This is a genomic window from Streptomyces sp. NBC_00576, from assembly GCF_036345175.1.
Lineage (GTDB): Bacteria > Actinomycetota > Actinomycetes > Streptomycetales > Streptomycetaceae > Streptomyces.
Genome location: NZ_CP107780.1, coordinates 9617412 through 9633049, shown reverse-complemented (window position 1 = coordinate 9633049; position 15638 = coordinate 9617412). Strand labels below are relative to the sequence as shown.

Genomic DNA, 15638 nt, shown 5'->3' with positions numbered 1-15638 from the left:
TTGATGCCTTTCATCCGGTTCGTCAGCCTTTCAGCGCGCCCGACATGAAGCCCCGTACGTAGTGCCGCTGCAGCAGCAGGAAGAGGAGGAGGCAGGGCACCGCGAGGACCACCACGCCCGCCTCGGTGGCTCCGTAGTCGACGGCGCCCATGCTCTGCTGGCGCAGGTTCGCCACGGCCAGCGGCAGGGGTGCCTTCTCACTGTCGGAGATGAGGATCAGCGGGGCGATGAAGTCGTTCCAGGCCGCGAGGAACGCGAACAGGCCGACGGTGATCAACCCCGGTCGTACGGCGGGGAGCAGGACCCGGCGCAGTGCGCCCGCCGTACCGCAGCCGTCGACGAGCGCCGACTCCTCCAGTTCGCGCGGCACCGCCTCGAAGGAGATCCGCATCATGAAGGTGGCGAACGGCAGTTGGAACATGGCCAGGACGAGGCTCAGCCCGATGAGTGAGTTCTGGAGGTGGAGTCGGCCGAGCAGGACGTAGAGCGGAATGAGGAGGGTGGCGTACGGGACCATGAGGATGGCCAGGGTCAGCAGGAACAGCAGGTTCTTTCCGGGGAAGTCGAAGCGGGCGAAGGCGTAGCCGCCCAGCAGGGACACCCCGAGGGTCAGGACGACGGTCAGCACGGAGACGACGGTGCTGTTGAGGAAGTACTGCCACAGGCCCGCGTCGTAGTCGAGGAGTGTCCGGTAGTTGCCGAGGCCGTAGCCGGACTCCTGTCCGGTACCGGGCTGACCGCTGACCGAGGCCCAGGCGTTCCACACCATGGGGAAGAGGAAGATGACGGCCAGCCCTCCGGCGACGACGTAGTAGGGCGTACGGCCGAGGGCGCGGGTCAGCACGGTCGGGGCCCCTGTCATGACTCGTCGGCGCGGCGCAGGCCGCGGAACTGGAGGGCGTTGAGCAGGAGCAGCACGCCGAGGACGATGACCGAAAGGGCCGCCGCCGTACCGAGGTTCATCCGCTGGAAGGCCTCCCGGTAGATCAACTGGACGACGGTGACCGTGCTGTTGTCAGGACCGCCCTTGGTGAGGACGAAGAACTGGTCGAAGGCGAGCAGCGATCCGGTCACGCAGAGCAGCAGCGTCAACGCGAGGGAAGGGCGCAGCAGCGGCAGCGTGATGGAGCGGAAGATCTGGCCCCTGCTCGCGCCGTCCATCCGGGCCGCCTCGAACACCTCGTGGGGGATGCGCTGGAGGCCCACGAGGAGGATCAGCATGTAGAACCCGGCGAACTTCCAGACGATGAGGAAGACCGTCGACAGGAGGGCGGAGGTCGGGGTGCCGAGGAAGGACACCGGGTCGTCGACGAGGCCCAGGTTCTCGAGGATGCGGCTGAGGGGTCCGGTGGTGGGGCTGTACAGGCCCCAGAAGAGCAGGGACGCGGAGGCGAGTCCGAGGGCGCTGGGCAGGAAGTAGACGGTGCGGAAGAAACCCGCCGCCGGGCGGAACTCCTGCACCAGCAGGGCGAGCAGGAGGGCGAGGCCGAGGAGGACGACGGTGACGATCACGGTGTAGAGGAGCGTGAAGCGGACGGCCGGCCAGAAGAGGGTGGTGTCGGTGGCGTCGGTGTAGTTCTCGGGGGCGTTGATGCCTCGGTCGCCGGCCAGGAGCGGCCAGTCGCTGAGGGACATCTGCCCGACGAGCAGCAGTGGCAGCAGGAAGAAGACGGTGACGAACACTGCCGTGGGGGTGGCGTAGGCGAGGCCCTGTACTTTGCGGGACCTCCATCGGGGTGCGGCGGTACGAGGCGGGGGGACCCGGTTTTCCGGCCGGGTCCGGGGTTCGGCCGCCGTCTGGTCGGCCGCCTTCACCTGCATGGCGCTCCTCTGCCGTGCGCTGCGGGTAGTTGGGGGCTGGTCGCGCAGTTCCCCGCGCCCCTGGAAGACGGGGCTGCGCCCTCGTCTTCCAGGGGCGCGGTCGCTCAGTCCGCCAGGGACGCGCTCACCGCGTCGTTGTCCTTGTCCACGTCCGACCCGTCGCCGAAGGCGGCGTCGCGCATCAGGCTCAGCCAGGGGCCGTTGGGGTCGTTGAAGGTCTGGCCGAACTTCAGGGCGTACGGGGTCCGGCCGTCCGCCACCAGTTGGTTGATGGCCACCAGCCTCGGGTCCGCCTTGGAGTACTTGTTGGACGCGAGGTCGGTGCGTGCCACCACGTCCTTGTGGGCGGCGACCACGTCGACCTGGGCCTGGTCGCCCAGTGACCAGGCGAGGAAGTTCCAGGCCTGGTCGGCCGACTTGCTGGTGGCGGAGATACCGATGGCGTCGCCGCCGACGAAGGTGGACTTGCCGCCGTCGGGCCCGGGGATGGGTGCGACACCGAGGTCCAGGTCCTTGGGCATCAGCCCGAGGGTGGTCGAGGGCATCGGCATGACGCCGACCTTCCCCTTCGGGAAGACCCCGGTCCAGGTGGCGCCGGTCTCGTCGCGGGCGCCGGGGGCGACGATGTCGTCGTCGACCCAGCCACGGTAGGTGTCGTAGACCTTCTTGGCCGTCGCGGAGTCCAGGGTCGCCTCGGTGCCGTCCGCGTTCAGTACGTCCTCCCCTGCGGCCCAGATGGACGGCCACCAGGTGAAGACACCGCAGCCGCCGCAGTTGCCGCCGAAGAAGGTGCCGTTGACGCCGCCGCCGAGCGCGTCCACGGCGCGTGCCTGCTGGTCCCATTCGGCGAGGGTGGTGGGCGGCTTCTCCGGGTCGAGCTTCGCCTGCCGGTAGAGGTCCTTGTTGTAGAAGAGCACCGACAGGTCGAGGGTGTGCGGGACGACGTACTTGCGGTCCTCGTACGTGCCCGCCTTGATGTGCGACTGGGCGAGGCTCTCGGCGAAGGGCAGGCCGTCGATGCGTTCGGTGAGGTCGGCGAAGAGCCCGCTGGAGGTGTAGTTCGGGACGAACACCACGTCGGAGGCGAAGAGGTCGGGCAGGTCCTTCGAGCCGGCCGCCGCGCCCACCTTGGCCTGGTAGTCGTCGGTGGGGATGACGGTCAGCTCGATCTGGTTCTTGTGGCCCGCGTTGTACGCCTTGACGAGGGCCTCGCTCTGCGGCCGGGTCGCCGCCCTGGTCCACATCGTCAGCGTGGCGCCGTCGTCCGTACCCGTGGCGCCGGCCGCTCCCCCGCCACCGCCCCCTCCTCCGCCGTCCGAGCCGCCGTCCCCGGAGCCGCAGGCCGTGACCAGGCCGACGGCGGCGAGAAGCGCGACGGCGCCGGTGGCGAGTCTGTGCAGGCGTCCACGTCCGTGTCCACGTGGCCCGGTCGTGCTCCCCATGACGATCCCCCTCGTGTGGGTTCTGCTGGGTTCTGCGCCGGAAAGAAACCGAAAAGGCTTTCTGAAAGTAGGGACCCGGCTCACGACCCGTCAATCCCCTTGCACAGAAGGGAAGTCGGCAACTCTGACGTGATGACTGCCGAAACCTGTGAAACTGCGCAGGACACGCCCCGGCCGAAACAACTCGCGTACGGTTTACGCACGCAGGGCGAGAGAAGGAGTTCACCCATGGCACAGGCCACCGGCCACTCTCGTTCGCAACCCGCCACCCTCAGCGACGTGGCCCGGCTGGCGGGCGTGTCCATCGCCACCGCGTCCAAGGCTCTCAACGGCCGGAGCCAGGTGCGCGCCGAGACCCGCCAGCGGGTGGTCGACGCGGCCGAGCGGCTGTCGTTCCGCCCCAACCAGCTGGCCCGCGGCCTGCTCGCCGGGCGCACGGGCACGGTCGGGCTGCTCACCAGCGACCTGGAGGGCCGGTTCAGCATCCCGATCCTCATGGGCGCCGAGGACGCCTTCGGGGCGGGCGAGGTCGCCGTGTTCCTCTGCGACGCCCGCGGGGACGCTATCCGCGAACAGCACCATGTCCGGGCGCTGTTGGGCCGTCGGGTCGACGGTCTGATCGTGGTGGGCAGCCGTACCGATCCGCGTCCGTCCCTGGGCCGTGAGCTGCCGGTTCCGGTCGTCTACGCGTACGCCCCGTCGGACGATCCGGCCGATCTGTCCATCGTTCCCGACAGCGTCGACGCCGGCCGGATCGCCGTGGCACACCTGCTGGCGTGCGGCCGGACCCGGATCGCGCACATCACTGGTGACCCCGGGTATCTCGCGGCGCGCGAGCGGGCCGAGGGGGCGATGGCGGCGCTGGCGGACGCCGGTCTGACCCCGGTCGAGGAACCTCGGTTCGGGGCCTGGTCGGAGGGCTGGGGGCGGGCGGCCACCGCACTGCTGCTGGAGCGGCACCCGGAGGTCGACGCGGTGCTGTGCGGCAACGACCAGATCGCGCGCGGCGTCATGGACGTACTGCGTGAGCGCGGTCGGCTGGTGCCGGACGATGTGTCGGTCATGGGCTTCGACGACTGGCATGTCCTGACCTCCGGTGCCCGGCCGCCGCTGACGAGCGTCGACCTGACCCTGGAGGAGGTCGGCCGGGCGGCCGCGCACGCCCTGTTCAGCGCGATCGGCGGGGTGCGTCGCTCCGGGATCGAGGCGCTGCCCTGCCGGGTGGTCATCAGGGGTTCGACGGCACCGCTGTCCTGAACCGGGCGATCCACCCACTCGGCGAACTCGGGTCTCATCCATCCCTCTTGACACCTCGTCAGCCCGCTTCTACGTTGCGAAAACCTTTCAGGTCTGTTTTCTGTGCTCTTCGGTTCATGAACGTCGGCGCCATCGCGACCACACGTCTGTCAGCAACGGGACAGGGAGCCTCCGATGAGAAGACCGCACTCCTTACTGGTACGACGTCGGCGCACGAGGTACCTTCTCGTCGCCCTGCTGCTCACCCTCGCCTCCGTCCTCACCGCGCCCCCGGCCGCCGCCGCGCAGACCATCGGGTTCCCCACGTTCAGCGGCCCCGCGGTCCCGGCCCCGCCCGTCGCCCAGACGACCGGCGACATGATGAAGACCATTTACGACGCGGAGAGTTCCGGCACCGACTTCTGGATGGACCGCCTGCTGGCCCGCTCCGGCGACGACCCGGCCGGCCCCTGGCTGATGAGCCGTGGCCGCGCACTGTTCATGAAGACCCACGACCCGGCGATACTCGGTTTCGGCGGCCACGTCGCCTACTGGGAGAGCGTCAACGACCAGAACGCCTACAGCGTCGCGATCAGCCCGGGCACCTTCACCGAGCAGGTCTCGCAGCGCCGGCAGATGCCCAGCCACTGGAACAGTGTGCACACCAGCGGCTCGGTCACGGTGAACCAGACCAAGTTCATCACCGAGAACAACGTGGCCGTGACCAACCTGTCGATCAAGAACAACGGCAACGGGTCGACAACCCTGCAGCTCCGGGCGACTTCGCCGTACGCCACCACGGGCACCGGTAGCGAGCTGACCGGCCAGGCGAGCGCCTACAACAACCTGACCACGCTGCGCCCCCGCCTCACCGGCGACGGTTTCACGGTCACCAGCGGCGGCCTGAACCGCTCCGTGACGATCGCGGCCGGGGCCACGGTGACCGCCAAGGTGGTGATGGGCTTCGTCACCGACGAGATCCCCCAGTCGCTCACCGAGTACAACGCCTACGCGGGCTACTCGAACGCGACCGCCTTCGCGACGCACGTGAGGGCCTACAACCTGTGGTGGGCGCAGAACGTGCCCTACATCGACGTACCCGAACCGGCGATCAAGAAGAGCATCTACTACCGCTGGTGGCTGATGCGCTTCAACAACCTGGACGCCGACATCCCCGGGCAGACCTTCCAGTTCCCGACGTCGACCGAGGGCGTCCTCGGCTACAACAACGCGATCGCGCTGACCCAGCCCATGCACATCGACGACCTGAAGTATCTGCGCAACCCGGCCTACGCGTACGGGGACTGGCTCAGTGCCGGCCAGACCTCCAAGGGCGGACGGTTCCTCGACAACCCGGGTGACCCGGAGAACTGGTCCAACAGCTACACCCAGTACATCGCCGAGGCGGCCTGGAAGAGCTACCAGCTCCACGGCGGCCAGCCGGCCATCGCCGCCAACCTGGCGCGCTACGCGGAGGGCGACGTCAAGGGTCAACTCGCGTACTACGACCACGACAACAACAAGCTCATCGAGTACGACTGGGGCGCGCTGACCGGCAACGACGCCGACGCGGTGTCCTTCCACTGGAAGCCCGGCAACATGGACCGCGCCGAGTCCGCCTACCAGTACAGCGGCGCGCTGGCCGCGGCACAGGCCTACGAGGCGACCGGCAACACGGCCAAGGCGAACGAGATGCGCACGCTCGCGACGCAGATCAAGGACGCCATCGTCAACGTGCTGTGGAACCCGAACCGGCAGTTGTTCGAGCACCGGTTGAAGTCGACGAACGAGTGGGTGCCCTGGAAGGAGATCAACAACTACTACCCGTTCTCGGTCGGCGCCGTCCCCAACACGGCGACGTACAAGCAGGCCCTGCGGCTGTACGACGACCCGGCCCAGTACCCGATCTTCCCCTTCTACACGGCCAACCAGGTCGACAAGAAGGCAGCGGCCGACGCCGGCGAACCGGGCTCCAACAACTTCTCCACCATCAACTCCACGGTGCAGTTCCGGCTGTACTCCTCGGTGCTGCGCAACTACCCCAACTCGTGGATGAACGCCACCGACTACAAGAAGCTCCTGTACTGGAACACCTGGGCGCAGTACGTCGGCGGCAACACCCAGTGGCCCGACGCCAACGAGTTCTGGGCCGACTGGAACGGCAGCAGCATCAACTACCGTTCCTGGATCCACCACAACATCCTGGGCAGCAGCAACTGGACGGTGATCGAGGACGTCGCGGGGCTCCGGCCGCGCAACGACGCCAAGGTGGAGCTCTCGCCGATCGACATCGGCTGGAGCCACTTCACCGTCAACAACCTCCGCTACCGCAACGCGGACCTGTCGATCGTCTGGGACGACCCGGCCGACGGAGTGGTGCGCTACCCGGGCATCCCGGAGGGTTACTCGATCTACGTCAACGGCAACCGGGCCGCCACCGTCAACTCCCTGGTGCCCTTCACCTGGGACCCGGCCACCGGTGACGTCACCACGAGCGGCACGGTCACCCATCACACGGCGGTGGCCGGACTCCAGGCACCCAACCAGGTCGTCCAGAGCAGCCCCCGTATGGTCGACATGCTCGCCAAGGCCGGCGTCGACCTCACCGCCGACCTGACCAACATCGCCTCCGGGGCGACCACTTCGGCCTCCTACACCGGTGCCGGCAGCTCGGTCTCGGGCGCGGTCGACGGCTATCCCACCAACGAGCCGTTCTGGGGCGCCGGCGGCTCCCCCAACAGCCAGGACTGGTACGAGCTGAACCTCGGTACCGCGCGCACCCTCAACGAGGTGCGCCTCCACTTCAAGGACAGCCGCCCGGCCAGTACGACCTACCGGGCACCGTCCGCCTACAACATCCAGTACTACGACGGCAGTTCGTGGGTGAACGCCCCGAGCCAGACCAAGACCCCGACCGCGCCACGCGCCAACTACAACCTCGTCCAGTTCCCGGCGATCACCGCCCAGCGCATCCGCGTCCTGGCCACCAACGCGTCCGGCGCCAAGACGGGCCTGACCGAGGTCAAGGTGTTCAACCGGGGCGGCGTCCAGCCACCGCAGCCACCGGCCAACCAGGCGTCCTCCGCGACGGCCTCCGCGTCGTACACCTCCGCCTGGGAGAGCGTCGCCGCGGTCAACGACGGCGTCGACCCGCCCTCGTCCGACGACACGGTGAACCCGCGCTGGGGGACCTGGCCGGAGACGGGCCAGCAGTGGGCCGAGCTGACCTGGCCGGCCGCGAAGACCCTCAACAAGGCCGACGTGTACTTCTTCGACGACGACCAGGGCATCGACATGCCCTCCGCATGGAAGCTCCAGTACTGGAACGGCAGCGCCTACGTCGACGTGCCGGGCGCCGGCGCCTATCCGCTGGCCAAGAACCAGTACAACACCGTCTCCTTCACCGCCACCAGTACCACCCGGCTACGGGTACTGCTCACCAGCACGGGCAGCAGCTCCCTCGGTCTCCTCGAAGTCAAGGCATACGGACCCTGAAGGGATGTGCCTCAAATGACCCGCTCCAGATGTACGGCAGTACTCGTCGCCGTGCTCGCCATGGTGGTCGCCCTCCTGGTGGCGCCGCCCGCGTCCGCCGCCGTCACGTTCAGCTCGACGGGAGCGAACCAGAACGGCGGCAACTGCCTTGATCTGCCCGGCAGTTCAACCACAAATGCCACCCAGCTGCGCGCGTTCACATGCAGTTCCGGCGCCAACCAGAACTTCGGCTACGCCCCGGTCGCGGGGACGTCTGACACGTACACGATCACCACGCAGTCCGGTCAGTGCGTCGACGTCTACGGGGCGTCTACGGCGGACAACGCCACGATCATCCAGTGGCCCTGCCACAGCGGGACGAACCAGCAGTGGCGGCTCGTCCCGGTAACGGTCTCCGGAACCGACAAGACGTTCAACCTGGTCTCCGTCAGCTCGGGCAAGTGCGTGACGCCGAGCGGCGGTTCGTCGGCCTCGAACACCGGCCTGGTGCAACTGCCGTGTGCCACCGCCAACGGCAGGGTGTGGCGGCTGCCCGGCTTCACGAGCGGGGGCGGTACGGGCACGCACACGTTCACCAACCCGCTGTCCCAGCACGGGCCCGACCCCTGGCTGACGTACTACGACGGCTACTACTACCTCGCCACGACCACCTGGAACTCGACGGTCACCATGCGCAAGGCGAGCACCCTCGCCGGGCTCGCCACGGCCACCGACCAGGTGATCTTCAACCTCACCCGGCCCAACGGGGCCGGCACGATGTGGGCCCCGGAGTTCCATCTGCTCGACGGCCCGAACGGGAAGCGGTGGTACTTCTACTACACGGCCGGACGGGAGCCGTACGACCTGGGCACCCAGCGCATCCATGTGCTGGAGAGCGCCGGTCTGGACCCGATGGGGCCCTACAGCTTCAAGGCCGACCTGCTCGACCCGACCCAGGACAACACCTGGGAACTCGACCCGGGCATCCTCCAGTTGAACGGCCAGCTCTACCTCCTGGGCACCTTCTACAACGGTTCGCAGCCCATGTTCATCCGGCCGCTGTCCAACCCGTGGACCGCGAGCGGCACCCGCCGGGTGCTGTCCACCCCGACCCTCGGCTGGGAAACGGTCGGTGGCGCGGTCAACGAGGGCGCCGAGGTGCTTCAGCGGGGCGGGAAGACGTTCATCGTGTACTCGGCGAGCCACTGTTCAACGCCCGACTACAAGCTGGGGATGCTGACGTACAACGGAACCGGCGATCCACTCAACTCCTCCTCCTGGGTCAAGTCACCCAACCCGGTGTTCCAGCGGTCCAACGCCAACGGCGTCTACGGCCCCGGCCACAACGGGTTCTTCAAGTCGCCCGACGGGACCGAGGACTGGATCGTCTACCACGCCAACAACTCCACCTCCGGCGGCTGCGACATGAACCGCACCACCAGGGCACAGAAGTTCACCTGGAACGCCGACGGCACTCCGAACTTCGGTACGCCGGTGGCGCTCGGCGTCACACTGACCGCGCCTTCGGGCGAGTAGCGGCCGCTTCGCAACCCGTCGCACCGGAACTCGCCGTCCTGGGAGCCGACGGTTCGGGAACCACCACTTCCCGGACCGTCGGTTTGCGGATGAGGAGCAGCGCCGCGTCGTCGTGGAGCCGGCCGCCCACGTGTGCCAGCAGTTCGTCGTGGATCGCGTCGAGGGTGCGGGAGGGCTCGTCACAGGCGTTGCGGGCCAGTCCTTCGTGGAGCGGGTAGAAGGCGCGGCGCCGGTCGCGGGCCTCGGTGACTCCGTCGGTGTACAGCAGGAGCTGGTCGCCGTCGGTGAAGGGCAGTACCTGGAGGTCGGGGGTGTGCCCGGTGAGGGCGCGCAGCCCGAGCGGCGGGGCGGGGTGCGTGGGCTCCACGGCCGTGAGGGCACCCGAGGCGCGGACCAGCAGCGGGGGCGCGTGTCCGCAGTTCACCACTTCCAGCTGGCCCGACCTCGGGTATCCGGCGACGACCGCGGTGACGAAGTCGTCCGCGCCCAGGTTGCGGGCGAGGCTCCGCTCGATCCGGTCGACTACGGCGAGGAGATCGGGCTCGTCGTAGGCGGCCTCCCGGAAGACGCCGAGCACCAGCGCGGCGGTCCCCACGGCCGGCAGCCCCTTGCCGCGCACATCGCCGACGATCAGTCTCACCCCGTACGGCGTCGGTATCAGCGCGTACAGATCACCGCCGATACTGGCCTCGGCCGCCGCCGCGCTGTAGCGGACAGCCACCTGGAAGGGGCCGACCGTCGCAGGTACGGGGCTGAGCAGAGCGTGCTGGGCGGTCTCCGCGACCGAGCGGACGGCGTCGAGGACCCTTTCCCTGCGTCCGCGCAGGGCGCTGGCCAGACCGCTCGCCAGGGTGACGGCGACCAGGGCGGACAGTACGGCGGCCAGTTCCCGGGCCGGCATGTCGTCCCAGGTGCCGAGTGCCGCGCCGAGCGACCCGGCGAGGAGGCCGACGCCCAGAACACCGCGCGGACCGTTGGTGGTGGCGGCCAGCGCGGGCCCGGCGGCGAGCAGCGGCAGCCAGTTCGTCCCGGCTCCGCCGACGAGGTCGCCGAGGACGACCGCGGAGACGATCAGCACGGGCAATATGCGCAGGATGGGCAGTACGGCCATGCGGTTCCGGAACGTCCGCGCGGGCTTGTGGTCGCCACCATGATGTCGGGCCTGACTCATGTTCCGTCCGCAGTCCTCACCTGTGTACCGGGGGGATTCCCCGAAATGCCGGTTTCGTCCAGGCATCCAGGAAACGCGATCAACCGGGGCGGCTACAAGAAGCGGATTTTCAGATAGTGAGCGAGAGGCTCCTGGTCACACGGTCGGCGATCGGGATCAGCCGCTCCCGGATCTCCGGCAGCCGGGCGAGACGATCCGCCGGCATGGAGACGCCGAGGGAGCCGAGCGTGGCGCCCCGGTAGACGGGGACGGCGACACAGACCGTGCCGAGGGCGTACTCCTCCAGGTCCGTGACGGCCGGGGCCACAGGCGAGGAATCGATACGCCGGAGCAGTTCCGGGCGACTGGTGATCGTCCTCGGTGTGAGGTCGTTGAGGTGGTGGCGGGAGAGATAGTCGTTGCGGTGGTCCTCGTCCAGTTCCCGCAGTACGGATTTGCCCAGCGCGGTGGCGTGTCCCGCGTCCTCGAACCCCACCCAGAGGTCGACGCGGGGCGCCCGGGGACCGTCGACGATCTCGGCGACCCTGATCTCGCCCTCCTCGTAGAAGGTGAGGTAGGCGGCGGTCGCCAGTTCGTCCCGCAGCGCGGCCAGCGTGGGACGGACCCGGCTGAGCAGCGCCTGCCCGCCTCCCGCGACCTGCAACGACCCCAGCTTGTCCCCCAGGATGAACCCGCCGTCGTCCAGTTTCCGCAGGTAGCCGTCGTGGACCAGGGTTCGCAGCAGGTGGTAGGCGGTGGCCAGCGGCAGCTCCGTCTCGCGTGCCAGCTGCTTGGCCGGCGCCCCGTTCTCGTGCGCGCTCACCACCTCCAGCAGGCGGAAGGCCCGCTGGACGGAGGTGATCAGCGTGGGGCCGTCGTGCGCAGCCATACGACCAGCGTGCGCCCGGCGCGGAGCGCGGGCAAGGCGTGCGGGGTCCTGAGGGGCAGCGTGATGGCAGCGCTCACCGGAAGGCGCCGAGTATCCGGGGTGAGGCCTGGAGTGCCGTGCGCTGCATGAGGTCCAGTACGCCGCGGGTTCCCGCCAGCTCCGATCCCCCGCCGGCCCGGCCGGGACCCCCGTGGCGCAGGGCGGGCAGCGGCGAGCCGTGACCGGTGGTCTGCGTCATGTTCGTCGAGTCCATCAGGTGCAGTCGCCCGTGCCAGGGAGCGGCCTCCTGAACGAAGGCCGTGGTCCAGACCAGGTCGTCGCCGACCACGGAGGCGGCGAGGCTGCCCCGGCCCCGCGCGATCAGATCCGTGGCATGGGCCGTGTCGCGGTACGCCAGCACGGTCGCCGCCGGTCCGAACGGCTCGACCTCGTGGGGCGCGGCGGCGTCCGGGTCCGCGGAGACGAGGAGGGTGTCCAGGAAGGCTCCCCGCTCGGGATCGGCGTCGACCACCCGCACCTTGTCGGGGTCGCCGTGGACGAAGCGGCCGGACTCGGCGATCGCCCGCACGGCCCGCCGTACGTCGTCGCGCTGGGCGAGGCTGACCACCGCGCCCATCCGGACGCCCTCGGTGGCCGGGTTGCCGACGGTCACCTGGGCCAGCTCGGCCGAGATCGCTTCCAGGACGGTGTTCTCCTGTTCCCGGGGCACCAGGACCCGTCGGATCGCGGTGCACTTCTGGCCCGCCTTGACGGTCATCTCGGTGACGACCTCGCGGACGAACGCCGAGAACAGCGGGGTCCCGGGCCGTACGTCCGGGGCCAGGACCATGGCGTTGACGGAGTCGGCCTCCGCGTTGAAGCGGACGGAGCGGGCCACCAGGTTCGGGTGGGTGCGCAGGGTGCCGGCGGTGGTGGCCGAGCCGGTGAAGGAGAGGACGTCCTGTTCCCGGAGCAGGTCGAGCGCCGGCCGGGCGGAGCCGACGAGGAGTTGCAGGGCGCCGGGCGGCAGGACACCCGCGTCCGTGATGATCCGGACCAGCTGCGCGGTGAGGTACGCGGTCGGGGTGGCCGACTTCACCACGGTGGGCATTCCGGCGAGCAGCGCCTGGGCGAGCTTCTCCAGTGGGGCCCAGACCGGGAAGTTGAAGGCGTTCACCTGGAGCATCAGACCCGGCGAGGGAGACACGAGATGGACGCCCAGGAAGTCGTCGCCCCGCGCAAGGCGTTCGGCGGGGCCCTCCACCAGGAAGGGGGCGTCGGGCAGTTCGGTGCGCGCCCGCGCCGAGTAGTCCCGCAGGACGCGGATGCCTCCGTCGACGTCGTACCGGGCGTCCAGCAGGGTGGCGCCGGCGCGCGCCGACAGGACGTACAGCTCCTCGCGCCGGGCACGCACCGCCGCGCCGACCGCGTCCAGGAGATCTGCCCGCTGGTGGAAGGTGAGGGCACGCAGGGCGGGGCCGCCGAGGTGCCGTGCGTGGTCCAGGGCACCGACGACATCGAGGCCCTGGGAGGAGACATGGCAGACCAGGTCGCCGGTGACGGCGTCGTGGACGCCGGTCGCCGTGTCGGGGGTGGCGTCGGGGGTGACCCAGGTGCCCTGCAGCTGGCTCTGGAGCATGGGAGGCATGGATGCGGCTGCTTTCGTCGGAGGACGGGCGAGACGAGAGAGGTGAAGACCGAAGGCCGGGAAAGGGTCACTCCACAGGGTGGTGACCCCAGATGTCGGCGGTGTAGGTGCGGCTGACCCAGGTGCTCTCGTCGATCTGCACCCCGCCCGCGCCGATCTCGATGCCGAAGCCGGCCGGCGAGGTCATGTAGAAGGAGAACATCCCGTCGTTGGCATGCTTGCCGAGCGTCGCCATGAGCTTGACGTCGTGTTCGCGCGTCCGGTCCAGCGCGCGGCCGACCTCCTCCGGGGTGGTCACCTCGCACAGGATGTGATGGGTGCCCTCGTTCCGGTAGGAGCGGATGAAGGCGATGCTGTGGTGGCGCGGGTTGCAGCCCAGGAAGTAGAAGGTGCCCCAGGGGTAGTCGGCGGTGTCGCTGAGCCGGAAGCCCAGCACGTCGCAGTAGAAGTCGACGGCCTCCTGGACGTGCGGTGTCTTCAAAACGACGTGCCCGAGCCCCTGCTCCCCGGTCACGAAGTCGACGCCCAGCGGTGACACGAACTGGCTCGGGGCGAGGCGCCGGCCGCAGAACAGTTCCGTACGGATGCCCAGCGGGCCGGTGAAGTGCACCATCCGGGTCACCTCACGGTCCCGGCACTCCTCGTCGGTGCCGACGCCGACGTCGACCCCGGCTTCCTTGAGCCGCACGGTCAGTTCGTCGATCGCGGCCGGGTCGCGGACCTCCCAGCCGATGACGGTCACGCCACCGGTCTCCGCCTCCGTCAGCCACATCCGGAACGGATGCTGATCCATCCGCAGGCGGTGGCGCACCGGCTCGGCGGGGCCGGAGGTCTCGACCGCGAGGCCTATCACTGTCCGGGCGTACTCCGCCCACGCTGTCGGGTCGGGCGTACCGATACCCACGTAGCCAAGGCTCTGGATCGTCATGAGCAAGACGGTATTTGTCAGACCCTTGACGGTCAAGGGTCTGACGAATACGTTGACGCCATCGAGTCGAGGAGGCCCAAGTGCCCGAGAAAGCCCGCGTCCGGCCCGTCCACGAGGCCGATCTTCAGGAGAAGACGCTGACATCCCTGGCGCCCTACCGCGACAAGGACGGCCGGATCTACACGATCTGGGCCACCCTGGCCCACCACGAGGACGCACTGCGTCGCTATCTCGTCTTCAGCAACCATGTGCTGGGCAAGAACACCCTGCCGCTGACGTCACGGGAGCTGATGATCCTGCGGATCGCGGCCCGTGCGCAGGCCGCGTACGAGTGGGACCAGCACGTCCGGATCGCCCGCCGCGCCGGCCTCACCGACGAGACGATCCTCGCCGCCGCGGGCGGGGCGTGGGAGGGGCTCGACGAACTCGATCAGGTGTTGCTGACCGCCACCGACTCCCTCGTCGAACGCCAGGGTGTCGACGACGAGTTGTGGCAGCGGCTGGCGGCGCACCTGAGTGTCGAGCAGATCATCGACGTCCTCTACACCGTCGGCCAGTACCTCACCATCGCCTCCGTCATCAACACCCTCGGGGTCCAGACGGAGGGTGACCTCGCACTCCCGCTCCCCGAGCCCGTCGACCGCAAGGAAGTGTCCGCATGAAGCTCGCCCAACTCGCCGGCCGCCCCGTCGTCGTCCGCGACGACCTGGCCCTCGACATCGCCGACGCGAGCAAGGGAGCGATCGAACCGCGTCTGGAGGTACTGGCCGACCTCTCCCGCCACGACGAGCTGCGCACCCTCGCCGAGCGTGCCGCCGAGCCGGACTGGAAACCGTTCGACCCGCGTGACCTGGGGCGCGTCGCCAAGCCGTACAAGGCCATCGGGGTCGCCCTCAACTACCGCGCGCACGCCGAGGAGTCGGGCATTCCCGTCCCGGACGAGCCGTCGGTGTTCGCCAAGTTCGCCTCGTCCGTGGTCGGTCCGTACGACTCCGTCGTGGTGGAGCCGCAGTACGACAAGATCGACTTCGAGGCCGAACTCGTCGTGGTGATGGGCAGGACCGGCAAGAACATCGCCGAGGCCGACGCCTGGTCGTATGTCGCGGGGGTCACCGCCGGACAGGACATCAGCGACCGCCGCGAGCAGTGGCGCAAGCCGATCAACCAGTTCACGCTGCCCAAGTCGTACGACACGTTCAGTCCGATCGGCCCGTACCTGGTGACCGTCGACGAGTTCGCCGACCCCGACGACATCGAGGTCGCCGGCTGGGTCGACGAGCTGGAGGTGCAGCGGGGGCGTACGTCGGACCTGATCTTCAGTGTGCCCGCGCTGATCGCCTGGTTGTCGAAGCGGGTGACGTTCGAGCCGGGCGACCTGATCTTCACCGGCACCCCGGCCGGCTGCGGCGTCCGGCGCACCCCACGGCTGTATCTCAACGACGGTAAGGTCCTGCGGACCGAGGTCACGGGCGTCGGGACCATGATCAACCCTGTCGTCGCCGGCTGACTCGGCTCGTACAAGCGAACGGAAGGGC

The 15638-nt window shown here is 69.1% G+C and carries 12 protein-coding genes; 5 read left to right on the top strand and 7 right to left on the bottom strand.

What is annotated here, in order from left to right; genetic code table 11:
* Nucleotides 1-22 precede the first annotated feature (22 nt).
* The 3 genes from OG734_RS42160 to OG734_RS42150 all read right to left on the bottom strand — a co-directional run bounded on the left by OG734_RS42160 (nt 23) and on the right by OG734_RS42150 (nt 3263).
* On the bottom strand, nt 23-844 hold the full coding sequence (locus OG734_RS42160; RefSeq protein ID WP_330293988.1) for a carbohydrate ABC transporter permease: 822 nt from the start codon (nt 842-844) through the stop codon (nt 23-25).
* A gap of 14 nt (nt 845-858) precedes the next feature.
* Nucleotides 859-1821, bottom strand: a complete 963-nt coding sequence (locus OG734_RS42155) for a carbohydrate ABC transporter permease (RefSeq protein WP_330292647.1) — start codon at nt 1819-1821, stop codon at nt 859-861.
* Between the two features lie 104 nt (nt 1822-1925).
* Nucleotides 1926-3263 (bottom strand): ABC transporter substrate-binding protein, encoded by a 1338-nt coding sequence (locus OG734_RS42150; protein ID WP_330292646.1) that lies wholly within the window; start codon nt 3261-3263, stop codon nt 1926-1928.
* A 228-nt stretch (nt 3264-3491) separates the two neighbouring features.
* Between OG734_RS42150 and OG734_RS42145 the strand changes: the two genes are divergently transcribed.
* From OG734_RS42145 to OG734_RS42135, 3 genes are all read left to right on the top strand, one after another.
* Nucleotides 3492-4520, top strand: a complete 1029-nt coding sequence (locus OG734_RS42145) for a LacI family DNA-binding transcriptional regulator (protein WP_330292645.1) — start codon at nt 3492-3494, stop codon at nt 4518-4520.
* A 174-nt stretch (nt 4521-4694) separates the two neighbouring features.
* The gene (locus OG734_RS42140; RefSeq protein ID WP_330292644.1) at nt 4695-7994 is read left to right on the top strand and encodes a discoidin domain-containing protein; all 3300 of its coding nucleotides are present in this window, start codon (nt 4695-4697) and stop codon (nt 7992-7994) included.
* Between the two features lie 15 nt (nt 7995-8009).
* Nucleotides 8010-9509, top strand: a complete 1500-nt coding sequence (locus tag OG734_RS42135; protein WP_330292643.1) for a family 43 glycosylhydrolase — start codon at nt 8010-8012, stop codon at nt 9507-9509.
* Here OG734_RS42135 and OG734_RS42130 read toward each other — a convergent pair.
* The 4 genes from OG734_RS42130 to OG734_RS42115 form a co-directional block, all read right to left on the bottom strand.
* Nucleotides 9481-10620 (bottom strand): PP2C family protein-serine/threonine phosphatase, encoded by a 1140-nt coding sequence (locus tag OG734_RS42130; protein ID WP_330293987.1) that lies wholly within the window; start codon nt 10618-10620, stop codon nt 9481-9483. The two genes, OG734_RS42135 and OG734_RS42130, sit on opposite strands and share 29 nt — an antisense overlap.
* A 169-nt stretch (nt 10621-10789) precedes the next feature.
* Nucleotides 10790-11548: an IclR family transcriptional regulator gene (locus tag OG734_RS42125; protein ID WP_330292642.1), complete on the bottom strand. Its 759-nt coding sequence runs from the start codon at nt 11546-11548 to the stop codon at nt 10790-10792.
* A gap of 73 nt (nt 11549-11621) precedes the next feature.
* A complete protein-coding gene (gene paaZ, locus OG734_RS42120) occupies nt 11622-13175 on the bottom strand; it encodes a phenylacetic acid degradation bifunctional protein PaaZ (protein ID WP_330292641.1) in 1554 nt (517 codons plus the stop codon).
* A 67-nt stretch (nt 13176-13242) separates the two neighbouring features.
* Nucleotides 13243-14103 carry a VOC family protein gene (locus tag OG734_RS42115; RefSeq protein WP_330292640.1) on the bottom strand — a complete coding sequence of 287 codons (861 nt, stop codon included), beginning with the start codon at nt 14101-14103 and terminating at the stop codon, nt 13243-13245.
* 80 nt (nt 14104-14183) lie between these two features.
* Here OG734_RS42115 and OG734_RS42110 point away from each other — a divergent pair, with 80 nt between their 5' ends.
* Together OG734_RS42110 and OG734_RS42105 are read left to right on the top strand one after the other, a co-directional pair.
* On the top strand, nt 14184-14765 hold the full coding sequence (locus OG734_RS42110; RefSeq protein ID WP_330292639.1) for a carboxymuconolactone decarboxylase family protein: 582 nt from the start codon (nt 14184-14186) through the stop codon (nt 14763-14765).
* Nucleotides 14762-15610 (top strand): fumarylacetoacetate hydrolase family protein, encoded by an 849-nt coding sequence (locus tag OG734_RS42105; protein WP_330292638.1) that lies wholly within the window; start codon nt 14762-14764, stop codon nt 15608-15610. Before OG734_RS42110 ends, OG734_RS42105 begins: the two co-directional genes overlap by 4 nt.
* The last annotated feature ends 28 nt before the right edge of the window (nt 15611-15638 follow it).

Excerpts from the sequence above, each read along its gene's own strand:
- OG734_RS42140 (WP_330292644.1), top strand. The coding sequence starts at position 4,695 with ATGAGAAGACCGCACTCCTTACTGGTACGACGTCGGCGCACGAGGTAC.
- OG734_RS42125 (WP_330292642.1), bottom strand. The coding sequence starts at position 11,548 with ATGGCTGCGCACGACGGCCCCACGCTGATCACCTCCGTCCAGCGGGCC.
- OG734_RS42130 (WP_330293987.1), bottom strand. The coding sequence starts at position 10,620 with ATGGCCGTACTGCCCATCCTGCGCATATTGCCCGTGCTGATCGTCTCC.
- OG734_RS42105 (WP_330292638.1), top strand. The coding sequence starts at position 14,762 with ATGAAGCTCGCCCAACTCGCCGGCCGCCCCGTCGTCGTCCGCGACGAC.
- OG734_RS42145 (WP_330292645.1), top strand. The coding sequence starts at position 3,492 with ATGGCACAGGCCACCGGCCACTCTCGTTCGCAACCCGCCACCCTCAGC.
- OG734_RS42115 (WP_330292640.1), bottom strand. The coding sequence starts at position 14,103 with ATGACGATCCAGAGCCTTGGCTACGTGGGTATCGGTACGCCCGACCCG.
- OG734_RS42155 (WP_330292647.1), bottom strand. The coding sequence starts at position 1,821 with ATGCAGGTGAAGGCGGCCGACCAGACGGCGGCCGAACCCCGGACCCGG.
- paaZ (WP_330292641.1), bottom strand. The coding sequence starts at position 13,175 with ATGCCTCCCATGCTCCAGAGCCAGCTGCAGGGCACCTGGGTCACCCCC.
- OG734_RS42150 (WP_330292646.1), bottom strand. The coding sequence starts at position 3,263 with ATGGGGAGCACGACCGGGCCACGTGGACACGGACGTGGACGCCTGCAC.
- OG734_RS42135 (WP_330292643.1), top strand. The coding sequence starts at position 8,010 with ATGACCCGCTCCAGATGTACGGCAGTACTCGTCGCCGTGCTCGCCATG.